17 protein-coding genes are annotated in these 21,150 nt (G+C 73.7%); 11 read left to right on the forward strand and 6 right to left on the reverse strand.

The features are described from left to right. The 3 genes from ACKOB8_RS02365 to ACKOB8_RS02375 all read right to left on the reverse strand — a co-directional run. The coding region (locus ACKOB8_RS02365) for a nitroreductase family protein (RefSeq protein ID WP_526375253.1) at positions 1 to 920 on the reverse strand (920 nt) is incomplete at its 3' end. Positions 921 to 1,029: 109 nt separating this feature from the next. Further along, the gene (locus ACKOB8_RS02370) at positions 1,030 to 1,641 is read right to left on the reverse strand and encodes a twin-arginine translocation pathway signal (protein ID WP_526375255.1); all 612 of its coding nucleotides are present in this window, start codon (positions 1,639 to 1,641) and stop codon (positions 1,030 to 1,032) included. Beyond that, on the reverse strand, positions 1,638 to 2,300 hold the full coding sequence (locus ACKOB8_RS02375; protein WP_526375257.1) for an Rv1363c family protein: 663 nt from the start codon (positions 2,298 to 2,300) through the stop codon (positions 1,638 to 1,640). The genes ACKOB8_RS02370 and ACKOB8_RS02375 overlap by 4 nt, the downstream gene beginning before the upstream one ends. 84 nt (positions 2,301 to 2,384) lie before the next feature. Here ACKOB8_RS02375 and ACKOB8_RS02380 point away from each other — a divergent pair, with 84 nt between their 5' ends. Beyond that, positions 2,385 to 2,807, forward strand: a complete 423-nt coding sequence (locus tag ACKOB8_RS02380; RefSeq protein ID WP_526375259.1) for an Rv2576c family protein — start codon at positions 2,385 to 2,387, stop codon at positions 2,805 to 2,807. A 6-nt stretch (positions 2,808 to 2,813) separates the two neighbouring features. On the opposite strand, the gene ACKOB8_RS02385 is transcribed toward ACKOB8_RS02380, so the two are convergent. Next, positions 2,814 to 3,185 carry a hypothetical protein gene (locus ACKOB8_RS02385; protein ID WP_526375261.1) on the reverse strand — a complete coding sequence of 124 codons (372 nt, stop codon included), beginning with the start codon at positions 3,183 to 3,185 and terminating at the stop codon, positions 2,814 to 2,816. An 83-nt stretch (positions 3,186 to 3,268) separates the two neighbouring features. On the opposite strand from ACKOB8_RS02385, the gene ACKOB8_RS02390 reads away from it, so the two are divergent. The 5 genes from ACKOB8_RS02390 to ACKOB8_RS02410 all read left to right on the forward strand — a co-directional run bounded on the left by ACKOB8_RS02390 (position 3,269) and on the right by ACKOB8_RS02410 (position 8,330). Beyond that, a complete protein-coding gene (locus tag ACKOB8_RS02390; protein WP_526375263.1) occupies positions 3,269 to 3,967 on the forward strand; it encodes an Rv1363c family protein in 699 nt (232 codons plus the stop codon). A 39-nt stretch (positions 3,968 to 4,006) separates the two neighbouring features. Continuing rightward, positions 4,007 to 5,908: an acetoacetate--CoA ligase gene (locus ACKOB8_RS02395; protein WP_526375265.1), complete on the forward strand. Its 1,902-nt coding sequence runs from the start codon at positions 4,007 to 4,009 to the stop codon at positions 5,906 to 5,908. Continuing rightward, positions 5,901 to 6,692 carry an SDR family oxidoreductase gene (locus ACKOB8_RS02400; RefSeq protein WP_526375267.1) on the forward strand — a complete coding sequence of 264 codons (792 nt, stop codon included), beginning with the start codon at positions 5,901 to 5,903 and terminating at the stop codon, positions 6,690 to 6,692. Before ACKOB8_RS02395 ends, ACKOB8_RS02400 begins: the two co-directional genes overlap by 8 nt. A 321-nt stretch (positions 6,693 to 7,013) precedes the next feature. Next, complete coding sequence (locus ACKOB8_RS02405; RefSeq protein WP_526375269.1) at positions 7,014 to 7,847, forward strand: DUF4344 domain-containing metallopeptidase; 834 nt, start codon at positions 7,014 to 7,016, stop codon at positions 7,845 to 7,847. 126 nt (positions 7,848 to 7,973) lie between these two features. Beyond that, positions 7,974 to 8,330, forward strand: a complete 357-nt coding sequence (locus ACKOB8_RS02410) for a PASTA domain-containing protein (protein ID WP_526375271.1) — start codon at positions 7,974 to 7,976, stop codon at positions 8,328 to 8,330. Positions 8,331 to 8,339: 9 nt separating this feature from the next. On the opposite strand, the gene ACKOB8_RS02415 is transcribed toward ACKOB8_RS02410, so the two are convergent. Next, positions 8,340 to 8,609: a hypothetical protein gene (locus ACKOB8_RS02415; protein WP_526375273.1), complete on the reverse strand. Its 270-nt coding sequence runs from the start codon at positions 8,607 to 8,609 to the stop codon at positions 8,340 to 8,342. 41 nt (positions 8,610 to 8,650) lie between these two features. Between ACKOB8_RS02415 and ACKOB8_RS02420 the strand changes: the two genes are divergently transcribed. From ACKOB8_RS02420 to ACKOB8_RS02435, 4 genes are read left to right on the forward strand one after another with little or no spacing between them, the layout of a single operon-like run. Continuing rightward, positions 8,651 to 9,160 carry a hypothetical protein gene (locus tag ACKOB8_RS02420; RefSeq protein WP_526375275.1) on the forward strand — a complete coding sequence of 170 codons (510 nt, stop codon included), beginning with the start codon at positions 8,651 to 8,653 and terminating at the stop codon, positions 9,158 to 9,160. Between the two features lie 5 nt (positions 9,161 to 9,165). Then, positions 9,166 to 9,666, forward strand: a complete 501-nt coding sequence (locus ACKOB8_RS02425) for a hypothetical protein (protein ID WP_526375277.1) — start codon at positions 9,166 to 9,168, stop codon at positions 9,664 to 9,666. 8 nt (positions 9,667 to 9,674) lie between these two features. Then, positions 9,675 to 12,044 carry a lysylphosphatidylglycerol synthase transmembrane domain-containing protein gene (locus ACKOB8_RS02430; RefSeq protein WP_526375279.1) on the forward strand — a complete coding sequence of 790 codons (2,370 nt, stop codon included), beginning with the start codon at positions 9,675 to 9,677 and terminating at the stop codon, positions 12,042 to 12,044. Positions 12,045 to 12,100: 56 nt separating this feature from the next. Next, positions 12,101 to 12,868 carry an SDR family NAD(P)-dependent oxidoreductase gene (locus tag ACKOB8_RS02435; RefSeq protein ID WP_526375281.1) on the forward strand — a complete coding sequence of 256 codons (768 nt, stop codon included), beginning with the start codon at positions 12,101 to 12,103 and terminating at the stop codon, positions 12,866 to 12,868. 259 nt (positions 12,869 to 13,127) lie between these two features. Here the strand turns inward: ACKOB8_RS02435 and ACKOB8_RS02440 are convergent, their stop codons facing one another. Next, positions 13,128 to 13,757, reverse strand: coding sequence for a hypothetical protein (locus ACKOB8_RS02440; protein ID WP_526375283.1), 630 nt, complete (start codon positions 13,755 to 13,757; stop codon positions 13,128 to 13,130). A 34-nt stretch (positions 13,758 to 13,791) separates the two neighbouring features. On the opposite strand from ACKOB8_RS02440, the gene ACKOB8_RS02445 reads away from it, so the two are divergent. After that, on the forward strand, positions 13,792 to 21,150 hold a 7,359-nt coding region (locus ACKOB8_RS02445), incomplete at its 3' end, for a YVTN family beta-propeller repeat protein (protein WP_526375285.1).

The raw sequence follows: 21,150 nt of genomic DNA on the forward strand, positions 1-21,150 counted from the left end.
TCGGCGTCCACCGCGGCCCACCCCACGCGTAGCAGCATCTGCGGGTAGCCGGTCCGGCCGAACACGTCGGCGCGCACCGCTTCGCGGGTCTGCGGGATCTCCAGCGGCTCGGTCACCGGGCAGGTGGCCAGACCCATCGCGGTCGCCGAGAGCAGCACCAGGCTGGTGGCCTCCCCGGCCCGCAGCCGCGACAGGTCGTCGTCGGCCTCGGTTCCCAGCGCGATGAGCACCGCCCTGTCCTCGGCCGCCGAGGTGTGCGGCGGCTGGCGCAGCGCGGGCCCGGCGAACACCCGGGCCGGGACCGCCGCGGCCCGATCGGGCTCGGGGGTGTTGCGGGCCGGCACACCGGCCAGCGATCCATAGCGCCCGCTCCAGGCGCTCAGCTCCGCGAGGTAGTCGGGGTCGGCGGCGTGCCGGGACGCCGACTCGATGATGGTCTCGTGCAGCCGGGGCAGCAGGTCGATCTGGCGCAGCATCACCCCGGCCCGCGCGGCGCGCGCACCCATCAGCGCGATGTCGCCCCACGGCACCGGCCAGGAACTGTAGGTGCGCCGGTCGGTGCGCCGGCGGGTGATCGCGGCGGCCAGCATCACGTCGAGATCCTCGGGCGGCCGGCGGGCGAACTCGATGGTGGCCAGCAGAGTGCGATCGGCCGGGTCGGGCAGCCGCTCCACGACGGCCCGCCAGCCCATCGCGGCCAGCGCCACCGTGCAGTGGTGCAACGCCGCCCCGCAACTGAGCAGCAGATCGCGCCGGTCCGGATCGGCCTGCCGAAGGTGGCGGGCGGGGTCGGCGTAGAGATGCAAACGGTCGGGGCCGACCACCCAGTGCCAGGGCTGGGAGTTGTGCACCGAGGGGGCGTGGGTCGCCAGCGTCAGTACCGCGCGCAAGGTTTCAGGGTCGGGAAAGTCGGTGTCCATCCGCTGCCGCCTCCGATCACTGCCGCTGCAGACAGCCTCACCGGTCGCCGTCCCACCGAGCCAGGGTCATAGGTCCCCGGCGGCGGGGACTTCGGGGGTCTTCGGGGGATCAGATCGGATTGAACTGAGAGATCAGCCAGCGGTCCTGATCGCGGACGAGGATCACCTCCACGCTGCTGGTGGACAGCGCCGGGGTGGGCCGCTCCTTGCTGGTGGTCACCTGGTTGACGAACACCAGCACCACCGCGGTCTGCGGGGTCATCCGCGACACCGCGGCGCGCGCCACGTTGGCCTCGGTCTTGATCCCCTTCTGACGGGCGGCCGGGGCGACGATCTGCTCGGTGAACTGGTTGTAGTGGTCCAGGAAATCACCGGTCAGCCGCGACTTGGCGTTGGCCAGGTCCGCGTCGAGGGTGTCGGGGGCGTAGGTGAGGATCGCCTCGGTGCCCTCCCGCGCCGCGGTCAGCACCTGCTGCTGGGCGGCGGCGCCGGTCAACTGGTCGGGCCGGTAGACCCACCAGTAGACCCCGCCGGCCGCGCCGGCCGAACCGACCACCAGCACGGCGGCGAGCAGCGCCGCCCACCGCCGGCGTACCCAGCCCCGGGGGCGCGGCGACGCCGCGGGCACGTCGAGCTCGACCTCCGCGGCCTCCTCGGCGATCTCGGACTCGACGGTCTCAAACCCGGCGGTCTGCTCCCCGGTGTCCTCCCCGGCGCTCACGGCACGAACTCCAGATCCGACATTTTGAACTGCCCACCGTCGCGGGTCACCGTCACGCTCATCCGAAACGGGCGCGGATCCTCGCGGGCTCCGCTGGCGTTACTCACCTGCGAGACCGCGGCCACCAGCACCACCGCGCTGTCGGCGGTGGCGTTCTGCAGCGCGGCGGCCTTGACCTCTCCCTTGGTGACGGTCTGGTAGCGCTCGGCGGTGGACACGAAATCGTCGGCGCTGCGGGCGAAGTCGTCGTGGAAGGATCCGGCGGTGACGTCGAGGACGCGTTGCACGTCGGCCCGCGCCCGGGTGTGGTCGATGGACAGCAGCGCGGTGACGGCGGTGCGCGCGGCCTCGACGCGCTGGCTGTCCTCGGCGCGCTGAGCGGCGACCTCCCGGTGCTTGACCAGCATGGTCGCGGTCAGAGCCAGTCCCGCGACGCCGATCACCGCGGCGGCGGCCAGTGCGACGCGACGCCGGCGGCGCGGACGTGACTCCGCCGAGCGCAGCCGCGCGGCGCGGGCACGGGCCTGCTGGGCGTGCGCCTCGGCTTCGGCCGCTTCGGCGTCGGCGGCCTCGACGGCCTCGGCGAGGTCGGGCAGGTCGGCGTCGGAGCCGTCGGCCTCCTGCCCGACGACCCGGGCGTCGGCGCACTCGGGGGCCATTCCCACCTCCCGGACCTCGAAGTCAACCGATCCTAGACGGGGCAAACGCGCGCTGCGGTGCGAGGTGTCGTGCCAGACTGCACCATGCGATTCGTCCCGGCGTCGGCTTGCCTGGCCGCATCGGTCGCGCTCACGGCCGTCGGCTACGCCGCGACGGTCCCGGCGGGCGCGGAGGGGCCCGCACTGCATGAGGTCACCTACACCATCTATACCGACGAACCGTTCCCGGCCGAGATCTACTACCGCGACACCGATCCGCCCAACTTCGCCGAGTACAGCCACAACCCCTACGTGTTCACCCCGAACGTGGAGGCCGACGTCGGACCCGGTCGGCCCTGGGTGCTCACGGTGCGCCTGGCCGACCCGCAGAACTGGGCGATGGTGCTGGGAACCAGTGGGCAATCGCCGAACCCGCCGACGTTTCACTGCACCCTGGCCGTCGATGGGCAGGTGCTGGCGAGCAACTCCGGCGCCAAGGGTGCGCTGTGTTCGCTGCGACTGTGGTGATCGCGCTCAGGCGTCCCCGCGCACCCAGATCGACTCGTTGTTCTGCGACGAGCAGGTGAGGAACAGCCCGTCGGGGGCCTGGGCGACCGCGCGCTCGTAGCCGGTGCAGTTGGTGTCCAGTTGTTTGATGCCCATCATCACCGGCGAGCGGAAGTAGCGCGGCTCGTAGCGCCGCGGAGATCCGCAGAACACCAGCCGGCCCCACGAGGTGGTGCCGAACACGTAGAAGGAGGTGTCCTGGCAGGGCGCGCCGAGCACCACGCCGGGGGTGATGCCCGGCGTGCAAAAGGCGTCGCTGCACTCGTCGGCGGCCGCCGGGGTGGGGATGACCAGTCCGGCGGCCACCAGACCGGCGGCAGCGGCTACGGTCGGTCGCACAGGATTACTGTCGCATCCGTGCGGGGACGGGTGCGGCCGAAAGCGAACATTGCCGTCAGCTGTGACCAGAGCCAGGAGTCGCCGTGAGTCCCTCCGAGCCCCCGCCGCCGGTCGATCCGCTGGTCGATCCGCTGGCGCAGGCCGAGGCCGAGGCGGCCGAAGCCGAGGCGCGCGCCGCCGAGGCACGGGCGCGCGCCGCGGAATTGCGCGGCAGGCTCGCCGAGTCCGAGAGCGGCGCCGAGTCTGGGACCGGGGCCGGGTCTGAGATCGGGACCGCCCCCCCGGCCCGGCCCCGCTCGCTGCGGGGGACGCTCGCGCTGGCCCTGGCCGGACTGGCGATCGTCGGGTTGCTGGGGGCGACCGGCTTCATGCTGCGCGAGCACCACGCCGAGTCCGAGCACCGGCGGCTGGTCGCCGAGTACGCAGCCGCCGCCCGCCAGGGTGTGATCAACCTGATGTCGGTGGACTACACCTCGGCGCGCGAGACCGTGCAGCGCGTCCTTGACGGGTCGACGGGCAGTTTCAAGGCCGGGTTCACCGACGCCTCCGAGGACTTCGTCAAGGCCCTCGAGGAGGAGAAGATCGTCACCAAGGCCACCGTCAACGACGCGGCGGTGGAATCGCTGACCGGAGACACCGCGGTGGTGCTGGTCTCGGCGACCTCGCGGCGCGAGGGCCCGCAGGCACCCGAGGATCAGAAAGCCCCGCGGCAGTGGCGGGTGGTGATGACCCTGCTGCGCGAGGGCGACCAGATCAAGGTGTCCGGCGTCGAATTCAGCTAGGAGGCGCTGATCCACTCCCCCGGCGACGAACGGTGGCGCGTGTTCGCGGCGGCCGCCGCGGCCAGCCACGGCGCACCGACCGGCGGCTACGCCGAGCTGTGGCGGTGGTCGGTGGAACAGCCCGCCCGGTTCTGGCGGGCGGTGTGGGAGTTCTTCGACATCCGTGCGGCCACCGGACCCGCCGACGGCGAGACCGCGATCCTCGCCGACCCCGCCATGCCCGGGGCGCGCTGGTTCCCGGGGGTCCGGCTGAACTACGTCGATCAGGTGCTGCGCCATCGCGGGCGGTCCGGCCCGGCGGTGATCGGCGTCGACGAGGACGGCACCCGCACCGAGATCGCCTGGTCGCAACTGCCCGGCCGGGTCGGGGCGCTGGCCGCCGAACTGCGCCGGCTCGGCGTCGGCCCCGGCGACCTGGTCGGCGCCTACCTCCCCGATGTCCCCGAGGCGGTCATCGCGTTCCTGGCCACCGCCGCGATCGGCGCGGTGTGGTCGGCCTGCGGACAGGACTACGCACCGCAGGGGGCGGCCGCCCGGTTGGGACAGCTCGCGCCCACGGTGCTGATCAGCTGTGGCGGCTACCGGTTCACCGGCCGCTGGATCGACAAGCGCCGCGACACCGACGAACTGGCCGCGCTGCTGCCCGGCCAACCCCCGGTGCTGCTGCTCGACGGCGCGCACTACCGCGAGGTGATCGAGAGCCCGGTCGAGCCCGAGGTCAGCGCGGTCGACTTCGACCACCCGCTGTGGGTGCTGTTCACCTCCGGCACCACCGGGCGGCCCAAGGGACTCGTGCACGGCCACGGCGGGGTGATCGTCGAGCACCTCAAGACCGCCGCCCTGCACGCCGGCCTCGATGAGTCCGACGTGTTCTTCTGGCAGACCGCGCTGAGCTGGATGATGTGGAACTTCCGGCTGGCCGGGCTGCTGTGCGGCGCGACCATCGTCAGCTACAGCGGTCATCCGCTGCATCCCGGGCCCGAGCGGCTCTGGCGGCTCGTCGAGGCCGAGCGGGTCAGCTACTTCGGCACCAGCCCGGGTCACCTGCTGGCCACGCGCAAAGCCGGACTGCGCCCCGCCGACGGCTGCGACCTCCGTGCGCTGCGCACCCTGGGCAGCACCGGCTCGCCGCTGTCGGCCGAACTGTTCGACTGGGCCGGCCCGGCGGTCGGCGGAGCGGCGATCTCCTCCCTCAGCGGCGGCACCGACGTGGTGAGCGCCTTCGCCGGCGGCACCGCGGGCATCCCGGCGCGGGCCGGCGAACTCAGCACCCGATACCTGGGCGTGGACCTGCACAGCTGGTCAGCGACCCGCCAACCGCTCATCGGTGAGGTCGGTGAGCTGGTGATCACCACGCCGATGCCGTCGATGCCGATCTCCTTCTGGGATGATCCCGACGGATCCCGTTACCGCGCAGCGTATTTCGATCACCGCTGGGCGAACGGCCCGGCTCCGGGCGTATGGCGCCACGGCGACTGGGTGACGGTCACCGAGCGCGGGTCGGTGATCATCCACGGGCGCAGCGACGCGACCCTCAACCGCCACGGCATCCGGATGGGTTCGGCTGACATCTACGAGGTCGTCGAGGCCATGGACGAGGTGGCCGAGGCGCTGATCGTGGGTGTCGACGGCCCGCACGGCGACTACTGGATGCCGCTGTTCGTCACCGTGGCCGAGGGACGTCATCTCGACGACGACCTGATCGCGGCGATCCGGGCGCAGATCAGAAACCGGCTCTCGCCGCGGCACGTGCCCGACGAGGTGATCGCCGCTCCCGGCATCCCGCACACCCGCACCGGCAAAAAACTCGAAGTGCCGATCGCCGCGATCCTGGCAGGCCGCGACGCAGTGTCCCTCGACCTGCGCGCGGTCGACCGCCCCGAGCTCATCGACTGGTATCGCCAGCGGGGCCGCGCTCGGGTAGACAGGACCGATGACTGAGAGCGCACCGTCGATCTTCATCACCGGCGCCGCCGCCGGGATCGGCCGCGCGACCGCACTGACCTTCGCCGGGCACGGCTATCGGGTCGGCGGCTACGACGTCGACCTGGCGGGGCTGGCCACGCTGCGCGAGGAGATCACCGCCCGCGGCGGCCAGATCGCGATCGGCGGTCTGGACGTCACCGACGCCGAGGACTGGTCGGCGCAACTGGCGGCCTTCACCGGACGCTCACGGCGGCTCGACATCCTGGTGAACAACGCCGGGGTGCTCAGCGCCGGGCACTTCGAGGGCATCCCGCTGGCGGCGCAGCGCCGGATGGTCGACGTCAACGTCTACGGCGCGATCGCCGGGTTGCACTGCGCGTTCCCCTACCTGCGGGACACCCCGGGGGCGCAGGCCGTCAACCTGTGTTCGGCCTCGGCGATCTACGGCCAGCCCGAACTGGCCACCTACTCGGCCACCAAGTTCGCCGTGCGCGGGCTGACCGAGGCCCTGGAACTGGAGTGGCGCCGACACGGCATCCGGATGATCGCGATGTGGCCGCTGTTCGTCGACACCGCGATGGTCGACGGTGTGGAAACCCGCAGCACCCGGACGCTGGGGGTGCACCTGAGTGCCGAGGACGTCGCCGCGGCGATCTACGCCGCGACCCGGCCGGCCCGCAGCTGGCTGCCGCGGGTGCACTACCCGGTGGGCCGGCAGACCAGGGTCCTCGGCGCCCTTGCCCAGGTGTCGCCGAACTGGGCATCACGCCTGTTGAACAAGGTCGTTACGAAAACCTGACGGCCTCGATCGACGCCCCGAAGGATTTGCGTCACACACGCGAACCTGGTACCAAATAAAGATGTCTAAGCAGACTCTTGTCCGCAAAATCGCAGTGACCTCGGCAGGTCTGGCCGTCGCCGGTATGGCGCTGGTGGTCGGGTGCAGCGCCAAGGAGTCCCCGGCACCGACCGCACCGGCGGGGAACAACGTCGAGTCCAAGCGGCCCCAAACGAATCCGGACCCGGGTCAGACTAAAGCTCCGAACTCGTTCGGTCCCGCGGTGACAGCTCCGGCGCCGGCGACTGCCGTTCCGGGCGACAACTAAGTTCGCTCCCTGTGGTGGCGCGGTTATCCCTCTCGGGTGCCGCGGTCATAGCGGCACTCCTCGTGCCGGGATGCAGTTCGGGCGAACCCGAACCGAAGGTCACGGCGACGTACGAGGGTGCCAGCAGTGGTTCGGCAATCGTCGGTCGTTCGCTGATGAAGCGGGCGCATCTGCTCGAGAATCTGGCCGAGAAGACCAATAACACGCTGAAACTCCCCTTTGACATCGCATTGGTCGGGGCGCAGTGCGACGCGCCGAATGCTTTCTGGAACTTCGCCGAGAAGAAGATCACGCTGTGCTACGAGGACGCCGACCTGAGCTTGCGTAATTTCAAAGCGATCGGCGACCCCGATCCGATCCCGGCGGCGCTCAATGCCACACTAGCCACCTACTATCACGAACTTGCTCATGCAGCAATTGATTTCGGCGCCCTACCGATAACCGGTCGGGAAGAGGACGCCGCCGACCAGCTTGTGGTTTTCCTACTGCTCGCCCCGGACGAGAACGGCAACGTGGAACCCGGCGCCGAAGAGGCGGTCCTCGATTACGCCCGGATGTTCGATCAGTACGACGAAGGCTCGAAGGGTCACCTAGAGGTCGATTTCGCTTCCAGGCATCCCTCGAATCATTCCCGCATGTACAACATGCTGTGCTGGACGTACGGTTCCGACCCTGCGAAGCACGACCACTTCGTGACCGGGGACGTGGAGTCCAAGATCAGCGCCGATCGGCCGAACCTCGCCGAGTGGACGCTGCCTGAGAGCCGAGCGAAAACCTGTGCGGATGAGTACGCGATGATGGCCCGATCGTGGGCTCAACTCCTCGCGCCCCACAGCAAGTCCGAGTGACTGCCGCGCTCGGGCAGTGCTGACCAGGCCCGGTCAACGGGCCTGGCCTGATTGCCTGCCGGATACCCGGCGGTCACCCCCCGGCGAGGGGGTCCACCGGGTCAGCCCCAGGTACCCTCTCGTGTCATGAAGTGGAAAAAGCTCTTCCTAGTGGCGGGGTCCGCACTGATGTTGGTGGCTTGCGGGAAAGCTGAGCCGCCGGCGCCGGCCACTGTCTCAGCAACTTCTGCCCCGTCGGCGCCTTCGACCGCAGCTCCGGTCACGTACGTGACCCTTCCCGATATGTACGGTCAGAGCGCCGACGTCGCTACGGCGAAGCTGGAGGATCTCGGACTCACCAACGTGGAACTTGCGTCGTCGAACACAGAACACAGCTCTATTTCACGGCCGGCGGATTGGAAGGTGGTGGGCATGAAGCCGGGCGCCGAAACAGTCGTCAGATCCGACGACCCGGTCATCCTGACGGTCGTCAAGATTCAGTGAGCGTCCGGCTCACCCGACGGTGGTCTGCGGAACGCGCGGGGGCTGCTGGTTCTGCACGAACGACTGGCACAGCCCCAGGTTGCTGGGAACGCACGGAATGCCGTTGATGGTCGGGGTGATGACTGGCGCGAGGCACTGCGCGTTGTAGGGGTTGCGCACGAAGCCCGGGGCGCAGTCCTGGGCGACGGCCGCCGGCGCGGCGACGCTCAGCCCGACCGAAACCAGCAGGCCGCTGGCCCCCACGCCGAGCAGATTGCGCAGATCACGCGATCGCCTCATGGTTTCGAGGGTACGCGCGCGGGGCGCGTAGCATCTTCGCCATGTCTGAACCGCCGTACTACCCCGTTCCGGTCGCAAAGCCCTCCGCTGCGCGCTGGATCGCGCCGCTGGCGCTGGTCATCGCCCTGCTCGCGGCCGGTGCCGCCGGGTGGGCGCTGGTCAAGCCCGAGCCCAAGACCGCGACCCCGGGGGCCGTCGCCGACCCCAAGGTCGAGGTGTGCGGTGCGTTCAAGACGGTGTCCGAAGCGGTGTCGCTGCGGACCAACATCACCCCGCCCGCCGACCTCGGCCCGGTGACGGCCTTTGCCACCGAGGCGATCGCCGCCAACGCGCGTCTCGCGATGGCCGGCGGTGCGGCCTACCTGCTGGACAAACTGCCGCCCAACACCCCCGAGGAGTTGGCCGGCGACGTCCGCTCGCTCGCTGATGACCTCAACACCATCGCGATGAACGCGCTCGCCGGGGTGTCCAACGACACCCCCGATCAGTCGACACGGCTGCGCTCCGCGGAGGCCACCAGCAAGAAGATCGCCGCGCTCTGCAAGCAGTAGCCATCATGGGAGCACGGATGCGTCGGCTGGTGATCGCGGCGGTCACCGGCGCGCTCGCCGGCGCCACCCCGGCGCACGCCGAACCGCCGCCCGAGCCGGCCCCACCCGGACTGATCCCGCCACCCTCGGCGATCGGCTCGGTGCTGGCGCAGACGGGCAGCGCCCCGGCGGGACCGTTCGGGCTGCCGGACCTGTCGGCCTACGCCGCCAACCTATTGCTCGGCCAGACCGACGTCCCGCAGGCACCGGGCGAGGCCGCCGCGGCGGGCGTCCCGACCCTGAGCGCGTTCGCCCCCGAGTACCTGGTCCCGCAGAACGCCGCCCCGGCCGGGCCCGGCGAGGGCACCCCGGCGCCCGGCATCGGCCCCGACGCCGACGACCCGGGCACCGGACGGATCGCCTTCCTGCAGCGGCTGCGCGAGATGTATCAGGCCGGCGACCTCCGAGGTGCGCTGCTGGGCCAGGCGCCACCCGACCAGAACCTGCCGCCGGCACCGGCCGGCTGACCGACGCGGTGCGAGTCGACGGGCGCGAGGTCAGTGTTTCGGGCAGCCTGCTGCTGCCGCTGACCCGGCGCACCACCGACATCGTGCGCCTGACGCTGGCCGCGCTGTTTCTGGCGCTCGTCATCACCAGCTCGCTGATCACCCGCAGCGACTGGGTGGGCCTGGAGCGTTCGGTTTCTCGCATCGTCGGCGTGCTCACCCCCACCCAGTCCAACCTGGTCTACCTCTGCTACGGCATCGCGATCATGGCGTTGCCGTTCGTGATCCTCGTCGGGCTGATCGTCGGACGGCAGTGGAAGCTGCTCGGCGCCTACGCCGCCGCGGGATTCGTTGCGGTGCTGGCGCTGTCGATCACCGGCGAGGGCATCGCCGCACCGCGCTGGCACTTCGACCTCTCCGAGCGGCTTTCGACGAACCTGTCCCAGTTCCTCGACGACCCGCGCTGGATCGCGATGCTCGCCGCGGTGCTGACCGTGTCGGGCCCCTGGCTGCCGACCCGCTGGCGACGGTGGTGGTGGGCGCTGCTGCTGGCCTTCGTCCCGATCCATCTGTTGGTCAGCGCGGTGGTGCCGGCCCGCTCGCTGCTGGGGCTGGCGGTCGGCTGGTTCGTGGGCGCTCTGGTGGTGCTGCTGGTGGGCACGCCTGCGCTGGAGGTGCCGTTGGAGGGCGCGGTGCGCGCGCTGACCCGCCGCGGGCTGGCCCCCGACACCCTGACCGTCGTGCGCCCGGCCGGACACGGGCCGCTGGAACTCTCGGCGGCCTCCGACACCGGTGCGGCGGTGGTCGAACTGTACGGACCCAATCAGCGCAGCGGCGGCGCGCTGCGCCAGTTCTGGCGCTGGCTGGTGTTGCGCGACACCGAGACCGGCCCGCTGCAGACCTCTATGCACCGCGCGATCGAACACCGCGCGCTGATGACCATCGCCGTGGGCGACCTCGGCGTGGCCAACACCAGGACGCTGACGGCGACCGGCCTGGAGCGGGGCTGGACGATGTTCGCCCACACCCCGGCGCGCGGAGTCCCGCTCGAGCAGGCCGGCGACGAGGGTCTGGCGGCGAAGGTGTGGGAGTCGCTGGGCGTGCTGCACCGCCACCAGATCTCCCACGGCGACGTGCGGTTGGGCGAGATCACCGTCGACGGCGGGGCGGCGTTGTTCGGCGGTTTCGGCAACGCCGAATACGGCGCCTCCGAGGAGCAGTTGCTCTCCGACGTGGCTCAGCTGCTGGTCACCACGACCGCGCGTTTCGGCGCGGAGCAGGCGGTGCGCGCGGCGATCAACGCCGTGGGCTCCGACGCGGTGCTCGACGCGTCACGCCGGCTGACCCGCTCGGCCATCCCGGCCCGGATCCGCCGCGAGGTGGGCGATGCCAAGGCGGTGATGGCCGCCGCCCGCGAGGAGGTCAAGCACCAGACCGGCGCCGACAAGATCCAGACCGCCACCATCACCCGCTTCACCCGCAACCAACTCATTCAGTTGGTGCTGCTGGTCGCCCTGGTCTACGTCGCCTACCCGTTCATCAGCACGGTGCCCGCCTTCCTCAACGAGCTGCGCACCGCGAACTGGTGGTGGGCACTGCTGGGCCTGGCCGTCTCGGCGCTGACCTACGTCGGCGCCGCGGCCGGCCTGTGGGCGTGCGCGGCGGGGATGGTGCCCTTCCGCAACCTGGTCATCATGCAGTTCGCCAACACCTTCGCCGCGACGACCACACCCGCGGGCGTCGGCGGGCTGGCACTCAGTACGCGGTTCCTGCAGAAGGCGGGACTGGGCACCGTGCGCGCGACGGCGGCGGTCGCCGTCCAGCAGGCCGTCCAGGTGATCACCCACGTCGCGCTGCTGATCTTCTTCAGTATCGCCGCGGGGGCATCAGCCGACCTGTCGCATTTCGTGCCCAAGACCACGCTGCTCTATCTGATCGGCGGGGTGGCACTGGGCGTGCTGGGCACGTTCCTGTTCGTCCCGCAGCTGCGGCGCTGGCTGGACACCGCGATCCGGCCCAAGATCACCGAGGTCGGTGGCGACCTGATCGAGTTGGTGCGCGAGCCCAAGCGTTTCGCGATCATCGTATTAGGTTGTGCGGGAACGACCCTCGGTGCGGCGCTGGCCCTGTGGGCCAGCATCGGGGCGTTCGGCGGCGGCACCAACTTCGTCACGGTCACGGTGGTCACCATGGTCGGCGGGACGCTGGCCTCGGCCGCGCCCACACCCGGCGGGGTCGGCGCGGTGGAGGCCGCCCTGATCGGCGGGCTGGCGGCGTTCGGCGTGCCGACGGCGATCGGCGTTCCCGCGGTGCTGCTCTACCGGGTGCTGACGGTGTGGCTTCCGGTGTTCGTCGGTTGGCCGATCATGCGCTGGCTCACCGACAGGGACATGATCTAGCCGACATGATCTCGCCGGCATGATCTCGCCGGGCGCCTGGCCGATAGGGTCGTCGGGTGACCGAATGGCATGACCTCACCGGACACGTCGCCCTGGTGACGGGTGGCAACAGCGGCATCGGGATGGGCATGGCCCGGGGCTTGCACCGGGCCGGCGCGTCCGTGGCGATCTGGGGCACCAACACCGCGCGCAACGAGGCGACCGCCGCCGAACTGGCCGCCGACGGGCCCGCACCGGTGGCCGCCTTCGGCGTCGACGTCAGCGACGAGGCGGCGGTGAGCGCCGCGGCTGAGCGCACCCTGGAGCACTTCGGCCGGATCGACTCGTGCTTCGCCAACGCCGGGGTAGGCGGGCACCCGTCACCGATCGACGCGATGTCCACCGAGGAGTGGCGCCGGGTGATGGCGGTCGACCTCGACGGGCAGTTCTTCACGGTGCGGGCGGTCGCCGGGCACATGAAGGCGCGCGGCAGCGGGTCGATCGTGTTCACCAGCAGCGTGTCGATGAGCGACGGACTGCCCTTCGCCACGCACTACGCCGGGGCCAAGGCCGCCCTGGCCGCGATGGCCCGGGGGCTCGCCGTCGAACTGGCCCGCGACGGTGTTCGGGTCAACGCGATCGTGCCCGGCTGGACCCGGGCGGCGATGACCGAGGGACTGCTGGACTCCCCCGCCGCGCAGGCCAAGATCCTGCCCCGGATTCCGCTGCGGCGATGGGGGACGCCCGAGGACTTCGCGGCCGTCGCGGTGTGGCTGGCCGGCCCGGGCTCGGGTTATTTCACCGGTCAGACCCTGGTGCTCGACGGCGGCTACAGCGTGTTCTGAGCGTGTCGCGGTGGCCTTAGCTGGATCGTTCCCGGTGAGTCCCGAAACTGCGGGGTGATGACCGGGTAGTGATTTGCCCTTCGGCATCTTTGAGTCTTTGAACACCAGTAACCGATCTGGGAACGGTAGCTACGAGCGCGGCCGCCTGGTGGGGGTGAGCATTCTCGCGAGTTTTGCGACGCACGGCATGACGGGCCGCTATGGTCAGCTTGCCGGCTCCTCGATCTCGGCGTGCGCGCCGGGTTTTGTCGGCCAAGCATCAGCACCAGTCGCCACAGTTGGAGAGGACATCCCCCATGGGCAAGCACGGCCAGTTTTCGCGGCGTCGGACTCCAGTAATGGGTCGGGTGCGCCCGATCGAGTCCGGATCGCGGACGGTGACCGAGCTGGGCAACTGCGGTCCGGCGAAATACGTGGGCCGGGTGGGGTCACTGGCGGTGGCCCTGGGGGTCGGTGCAGTGGCGCTGTGGCTGCCCTCGGTCGCGGCGGCGGACACGACGGGCTCGCCGGGGTCCTCGTCCTCACCGGCGGGCTCGGCCTCGGAGACGGCATCTGACGCGGCATCTGAGGCGGCCTCGAAGTCGGCGGCACAGTCGGCCACCCGGCGCGGGCCGCGCCCGGCGCGCACCGAGGCGGCGGCCCCTGCTGCCGACAACTCCTCCCCCGGTGGCGCGGGAGCGCGCCCGGCAGGCCCGGCGTCGGGCCCGGTGTCGGGATCTGAGCCCGATCGCGATTCCGGTCGGTCCGCGCTCACCACGGTCGGCGGCGGGGGCGCGCAGACCCCGACCGGCGCTTCGGCCGGCGGCGGGGGCACGCGCCGCTTGGCACCGGTCACCGCGGCGATCACCGACGCGCCGTCAGCGGCCGGTGAGACGGCCAGTTCGGCCACGGTTTCAGCGACCGCTGAGGCGGGGGCGGGCGCAGTGACTTCCGCACCGGCGCTCAGCGCCGCGCCGGCCCCGGCCGAGGGTTCGGCGAGCGCCCTCGGTGATGAGGTGCTGTCCTGGCTGGGTTCGGGCAACGGGGAGGGGCCGGGATCAGCCGCGCTGGTGTGGGCTGCGGCGGCGGTCGCCCGCCGCGAGACCGACGGCGCTTCGGGGATCGCGCGCACCCCGGCAGCCGCGCAGGGGGCGCCGAACCCGATCGCCGATTTCATCCGGATCTTCATCGGTAACGGCACCGCCGCCAATCCCAACGGCGGTCTGCTGCTGGGCAACGGTTATTCCTGGACGGCCGCGTCGTGCACCGGCGGGCAGGCCTGCACCGGCGGCAACGCCGGTCTGATCGGAAACGGCGGGGACGGCTACAACGGGGGCAACGGCGGCAACGCGGCGTTGATCGGCAGCGGCGGCGACGGCGGGGCCGGGCTGATCGGCCAGGCCGGGGGCAACGGCGGCAGCGGCGGTCTGCTGCTGGGCAACGGCGGCAACGGTGGGGCCGGCGGGGTGGCCGCGGTCCTGACCGCCAACACCGGCGGAACCGGCGGCATCGGCGGCAACACCGGACTGCTCTCGCTGCTGGGCTTCGCGGGCACCGGCGGCAAGGGCGGATCCGGCGGGGCCGGGACCGGCGGCGCCGGCGGGGCCGGCGGCAACGCGGGGCTGCGCGCCCGGTGGCACCGCGGGGGAATCGGCGGCGCCGGAGGCACCGGAATCAGCGGCGGCGACGCCGGCAACGGCGGGCGCGGCGGGCTGGTGCTCGGCTCGGGTGGTGCCGGAGGCACCGGCGGTACGGCCACCTCGATCAGCGGGGCCGGCGGGGTGGGCGGCAACGGCGGGTCCACGGGCCTGCTGTCGATCATCGGCAACGGTGGGATCGGCGGGGCCGGCGGGGCCGGCGCGGCCGGCCTCACGGGTGTGCCCGGCGGTAACGGCGGCGCCGGCGGCACCGGCGGCAGCGGTGGCGAGGGCGGCGACGGTTCGTGGGTCTTCGGTTTCGGCGGGGCCGGGGGCAAGGGCGGCGCGGGCGGTAACGGCGGCACGGGCGGCACCGGTGTGGACGGGGCGGATGCGACCGTGGCCGGCGCCGACGGTGGGGATGGGACCAACGGTGGCAACGGCGGTGGCGGCGGCGTGGGCGGCGGTGGTGGCGGCGCGGGCTACGGCCGGTTCCTGATCTTCTTCGGTGGGCGCGCGAACGCCGGTGACGGCGGTAACGGCGGCAGCGGCGGATCGGCCGGCATCGGCGGGCGCGGCGGCAACGGCGCAGCCGGTGACGCCACCACCCCCGACGGCGGGGACGGCGGGGACGGCGGGGATCCCGGCACCGCCGGAAGCGGCGCGGCCGGTGGAGCGGCCGGCTTCGGCACCGGCGGCACCGCGGGATCCAAGGGCGCCAACGGAGTTGGCGCCACCTCGGGTGGCAACGGCGGTGTCGGCGGCGCCGGGTTCAGCGCGCTGACCTCCGGTGGTGTCGGCGGCAACGGCGGGGTCGGCGGCAACGGCGGCGCCTACGGCACCGGTGGCGCCGGTGGTGCCGGCGGCAACGCCGCAAGCGGCGTCAACGGCATCAACGGAGTGCTGCCCAGCGCGTCGGGTGGCGGCGGTGAGCGCGGCGGCCAGGCCGGCAACGGTGGCGCGGGCGGTCGGGGCGGCTCCAAGGGCGGCGACGGCGGGGCCGGCGGCAAGGGCGGAGCGGGCGGCAACGGCGGCAACGGCGGCAACGGCGCGACCGGCGCCGACGCGACCGCGCCCAACGTCGCGGGCGGACCCGGCGGGGATGGCGGCGACGGCGGCAACGGCGGGTCCGGCGGATCCGGCGGGGCGGGCGGGGCCGCGATCGCGGGCAACGCCGGCACCGACGGCGACGGCGGCAACGGCGGCCTCGCGGGTCTGGCGGGTATCGCCGGCAACGGTGGAGCCGGCTACACCGGACTGGCCGGGGCCCAACCGGGCGACTCCGGCCAGAGCGGCACGGCCGGCGGTGACGGTGGCGCGGGCGGCAGCGGCGGATCCGGCGGCGCGGCAGGCGCCGGGGGCGGCAGCACCGGCAAGGCCGGCCTGGACGCGGCCGGCGCCGCGGGCGCTGACGGCGGCAGCGCCGGAGCGGGCGGCGACGGCGGCAACGGCGCGGGCGGTAGCAGCGGCACCGATCCGCTCACCGCGGGCCAGGACGGCGGCGCCGGCGGGGACGCCGGGGCCGGCGGCAACGGCGGGGCAGGCGGCGCCGGCGGCACCGGCGGGGGCAAGGCGGCCGACGGCGCCGACGGCAACGGCGGCAACGGCGGCACCGCGGGCACCGCCGGCAACGGCGGAGCCGGCGGCGGCGGTTACACCGGCGCAGCCGGAACCGCGCCCGGCGGCGCGGGTGAGAACGGCAGCACCGGTGGCAGCGGCGGCGCGGGCGGCAGCGGCGCGGCCGGCGGGGCCGGCGGGGCCGGCGGCGGCGGGACCGGCAAGGCCGGCACCGATGCGCCCAGCAGCAACGGCGGTGACGGCGGTGACGCGGGGGCCGGCGGCGCCGGCGGCAGCGGCGCGGCCGGCGACGCGCAGACACCCGCGGGCGGCACCGGCGGCAACGGCGGCAACGGCGGAGCGCTGGGCCTCGGCGGTACGGGCGGCCCCGGGGCCGACGCCGGCGCCGACGGCGCGGCCGCCGATGCCGGCAAGGGCGGCGCCGGCGGCGACGGCTTCGACGCGACCGGTTCGGGCAACGGCGGCAACGGCGGAGCAGGCGGGTCCGGCGGAAACGCGCTCACCGGGGGCAACGGCGGCGCCGGCGGCAACGGCGGCAACGGCGGCGACTCCGTCGACGGCGCAGCCGGTAACGGCGGAGCCGGCGGCAACGCCGGCACCGGCGGTGACGGCGTGGCCGGCGGCAACCCCGGCGAAGCCGGCAGCGGCGGCGGCAACGGCGGCACCGGTGGCGGCGGCGGCAATGGCGGTGACTCCAGCGGCACCGGAACCGACGGCAACGGCGGCAACGGCGGAGCCGGCGGGGCCGGCGCCGACGGCGCCGACGGCACTGCCGGTGATGAGGCCAACCCCAACGGCGGTGACGGCGCCGACGGCGGCGCCGGCGGCGGCGGCGGCGCCGGCGGATCCGGCGCGACAGCCGGCACCGGCGGCGCGATCGCCGACGGCGGCAAGGGCGGCCGCGGCGGCGACGGCTGGACCTCCACCATCGAAGGCCGCCCCGGCGGTGACGGCGGCAAGGGCGGCAAGGGCGGCGACACCACCTTCGGGGTCGCCGGCAACGGCGGCGCCGGCGGTGACGGCGGCGGCGGCTACAACGGCGCACCCGGATCCAGCCAGAACGGCACCGCCGGCGGCAACGGCGGAACCGGCGGAGCAGGCGGAGCAGCCACCACCGGCACCGCGGGCGACGGCGGAGCGGGCGGTCCGGGCGGTGACGGCGGCAACGGCGGCAGCGGCGCCGACGGGGCCGCGGGCAGCGCGCAGTCCCCCAACGGCGGCGACGGCAGCACCGGCGGCAACGGCGCAGCCGGCGGCAACGGCGGGGACGGCGGCGACGCGGGCGTGGCGCTGAGTCCCAGCGGCGAGGACGGAGTCAGAGGCATCGGCGGGGACGGCGGTCGGGGCGGTGACGGCGCCAGCGGCGGCGCGGGCGGTACTGGCGCGGCCGGCGGCAACGGCGGGCTCGGCGGAGGGAGCGGCACCGGCGGAAACGGCGGCAACGGCGGAGCCGCCGGCAGTGGTCAGAATCCCCCCTATGCCGTGATCGCCACGGTTCCTGTCGGGGTTTCACCCCACGGAATCACGTTGATACCTAATGGAACTCGCGCCTACGTCAACAACTTCGAAGCAGACACGGTGTCTGTGATCGACACAGTCACCAACCAGGTGATTGCCACCATCCCGGTCGGCGATGGCCCGTTCTTCGGGATAGCAGCGAGCCCCGACGGTTCGAACGTGTACGTGGCGGACTTGTTAAGCGACTCCGTATCGGTCATCGATCCGGGCACCAATACGCGTACCGCGACGATCGCGGTGAATGATGGACCGAACGGCGTGGCATTCAGCCTCAACTCGGCTCGCGCCTACATCTCGACTCAAATCCCCCTTCCGGTGATCAACACCGCGACCCAGGCAATCAGTGCGACGATCGCAACCGCAGGGGTCGGCGGAGTGGCGATCAGCCCCGACGGGACCCGACTCTACGTCGTCAACACCTTCGGTAACTCGGTGTCGGTGGTCAGCACCGCCACCAACACCGTGACCGCCGCCATTGCAGGTTTCAGTCGGCCCGAGTCGCTGGCGGTATCCCTGGACGGTTCGCAGGTCTATGTCACAAATCCCGACAGCGACTCGGTTCTGGTGATCAACACCGCCACCAACAGCATCTCGGCAACGATCGCCGGACTTGGAAACCCACGCGGGGTAGCGGTCAGTCCCGACGGTACGCGTGTCTACGTCACCGAACCCGGCACCGGGCAATTGTCGGTCGTGAATCCCGCAACGAACAGAGTGGTGCGGGCGTTCGTCACCGGGAACGATCCGACCTTGATCGCGGTCAGCCCCGACGGCACACGCATCTACCTGACGAACCCCAGTGATGACTCCGTCACGGTGCTTTCAGTCGGTGGCTCTTCCGGACGGGTCGACGGCAACGGCGGCGACGGTGGGAACGCCGGTACGCCCGGCGACGGCGGTGACGGTGGTGCGGGCACCTTGGCCGCGCCCACCGGCGGCAACGGCGGCAGCGGCGGTGAGCCCGGAGCGGCCGGCTCAGGCGGAGCCGCGGGCGGTCCCAGCGGAAACGCCGGCGGCAAGGGCTCGGCTGCCACAACGCCGAGCGGCAACGGCGGCAAGGGCGGAGACGGCTTCAACGCCCAGGGCGCGGCGGCGGGCACCAACGGCGGCGACGGCGGCGCGGGCGGGGCCGGCGGCTCCTTCGGCAGCGGCGGCGCCGGCGGCAACGGCGGTGCCGGCGCCGACGGCGCGCTGGGCATCGACGCCGGCAACGGCGGGGCGGGCGGCGCCGGCGGCGGTGCCGGGCTGATCCCGTTCGAGTTGTTCGGCGTCCAAGGCGGCGCCGGCGGCAACGGCGGTGCCGGCGGTGCGGGCTATAACGGCGCCGACGGCAGCGCGGGGACCACCCCCGGCGACACCGGCGGGGCAGGACAGAGCGGCACAGCAGGCGGACGCGGCGGCGACGGCGGGACCGGCGGCAAGGCCCCGGGCATCGGCAGCGCCGGTGCGGGCACCGGGGGCAACGGCGGTGCCGGCGGGGCCGGCGGCGGTGGTGGCCGCGGCGGTGCGGGCGCCGCAGCGGGCAACGGCGGGGCCGGCGGCCAGGGCGCCAACGGCGGAGCCGGCGGCGACGGCGGCGCCGGCGGGCTGCTGCAGAACGGCTCCCGCGGCAACGGCGGTGACGGCGGAGCCGGCGGTGACGCCGGAGCACCCGGCGACGGCGGCGAGGGCGGCAACGGCATCCTCGGCCGGCCCAACGGCGGCAACGGCGGCAACGGCGGCAATCCCGGCACCGCGGGCGCCGGCGGTGCGGCCGGCACCACCGGCGGTACGGCCGGCGCCGGCGGAGCCGCGGTCAGCGCGCCCGCCGGAAACGGCGGCAACGGCGGCAACGGATACAACCCGGCGCAAGGTGACGGCGGGCGCGGCGGAGCCGGCGGCAACGGCGGGGCCATCGGTAACGGCGGCAACGGCGGGATCGGCGGCGACGGCGGGGCCGGGGCCAACGGCACCGGCGCCACCGCCGCCGGCCAGTCCGGAACCGCCGGGCAGACCGGCGGTGCCGGCGGGGCCGGCGGTGCGGGCGGCAACGGCGGCGCCACCTCGGGCAACGCCGGCAACGGCGGTGCCGGCGGGGCCGGCGGGATCGGCGGCAACGGCGGCAACGGTGTCAACGGTTCCACCGGGGCGACCGCGGGCGCCTCGGGTCAAGACGGCGGCAACGGCGGGGCCGGCGGCAACGGCGGAGCGGGCGGGGCCGGCGGGGCAGCCGGCCAAGCCAGCGCCGGTAACGCCGGAACCACCGGCGCCGGCGGCAACGGCGGCGTGGGCGGCAACGGCGGCGCGGGCGCCACCGGCGGAGCCGGCGTGGCCGGTGCCAACGCAGTCGCCACCGGATCCATCGCCGCCCAAGCGGGCGGCGCGGGCGGCAACGGCGGCGGCGGCGGCAACGGCGGGGCCGGCGGGGCCGGCGGCTCCGGATCCACCACCGGCATCCAGGGCGGCGGCGGCAACGGCGGCGCGGCCGGCAGCGGATCCGGCGGCGGCACCGGCGGCAACGGCGCCAGCGGCGTGTTCGTACCCGTGGTCACCCGCAACGGCGGCGACGGCGGCCGCGGCGGCAACGCCGGCGTGGAAGGCAAGGGCGGCAGCGGCGCGACCACCGGCACCGACGGCGGGTTTGGCAACGCCGGCAGCGGCGGCAACGGCGGCAACGGCGGCGTCCTCGGCGGGGCCGGCAATGTCGCCCGCGACGGCGGCGCAGGCGGCGCCGGCGGAGACGCCACCGGCGGACTCGCCGGCAACGGCGGCAACGGCGGCAACGGCGGCAGCGGCGGTCCCGGCGCCGCCGGCACCGACATCTCCAACAACGGCAGCGCCGGCGCCGCGGCCGGCAAGGGCGGCGCCGGCGGTGCCGGGGGCAAAGCCACCACCGGTGTCGCCGGCAACGGCGGCATCGGCGGCGCCGGCGGCACCGGCGGAATCGGCGGCGCCGGATTCACCGCAACCGCCATCGGCGCCACCGGCGGCAACGGCGGCGTCGGAGGCGCCGGCGGGGCCGGCGGCAACGGCGGAGCCGCCGGTGTCGCCAGCAGCCCGAGCGGAACCACCGGATCCGCGGGCGCCGGAGGCGTCGGCGGCAACGCCGGTGCGGGCGGCAACGGCGGCAACGGCGCCGACGGCGGGACGACCGGCGGCAACGGCGGCAACGGCGGCAACGACGGAACCGTGGGCATCGGCGGTCTGAGCGGTGGAGGGGTGACCCGGGCGGCCAGTGGCTCCGGGGCCAACGGCGGCAACGGCGGCAACGGCGGCAAGGCCACCGGCAGCGGCACCACGACAGCCACCGGCGGCAACGGCGGCGCCGGCGGCAACGGCGGCACCAGCGGATCGACCACCGGCTCGGGCGGCGCCGGCGGCGCCGGCGGTGACGCGGGCAGCACCGGCGGACGGGCCTTCGGCGGCAACGGCGGCTCCGGCGGCAACGCGAGCAACGGCACAGCCGGCACCGGCGGCAAGGGCGGGGCGGCGACCACCACCGCCGTCGGCAACTGGCGGGCGACCGGAGGCAACGGCGGCGCGGGCGGTGTCTCCACCAACGGCAACGGCGGCAACGGCGGCGACGGCGGC

Source organism: Mycobacterium sp. (assembly GCF_046091765.1).
In the GTDB taxonomy this organism is placed as follows: domain Bacteria; phylum Actinomycetota; class Actinomycetes; order Mycobacteriales; family Mycobacteriaceae; genus Mycobacterium.

What these genes read in the sequence shown, in the direction of transcription:
- ACKOB8_RS02375 (WP_526375257.1), bottom strand. Translation starts at nt 2,300, where the DNA reads ATGGCCCCCGAGTGCGCCGACGCCCGGGTCGTCGGGCAGGAGGCCGAC.
- ACKOB8_RS02380 (WP_526375259.1), top strand. Translation starts at nt 2,385, where the DNA reads ATGCGATTCGTCCCGGCGTCGGCTTGCCTGGCCGCATCGGTCGCGCTC.
- ACKOB8_RS02400 (WP_526375267.1), top strand. Translation starts at nt 5,901, where the DNA reads ATGACTGAGAGCGCACCGTCGATCTTCATCACCGGCGCCGCCGCCGGG.
- ACKOB8_RS02410 (WP_526375271.1), top strand. Translation starts at nt 7,974, where the DNA reads ATGAAGTGGAAAAAGCTCTTCCTAGTGGCGGGGTCCGCACTGATGTTG.
- ACKOB8_RS02415 (WP_526375273.1), bottom strand. Translation starts at nt 8,609, where the DNA reads ATGAGGCGATCGCGTGATCTGCGCAATCTGCTCGGCGTGGGGGCCAGC.
- ACKOB8_RS02420 (WP_526375275.1), top strand. Translation starts at nt 8,651, where the DNA reads ATGTCTGAACCGCCGTACTACCCCGTTCCGGTCGCAAAGCCCTCCGCT.
- ACKOB8_RS02425 (WP_526375277.1), top strand. Translation starts at nt 9,166, where the DNA reads ATGGGAGCACGGATGCGTCGGCTGGTGATCGCGGCGGTCACCGGCGCG.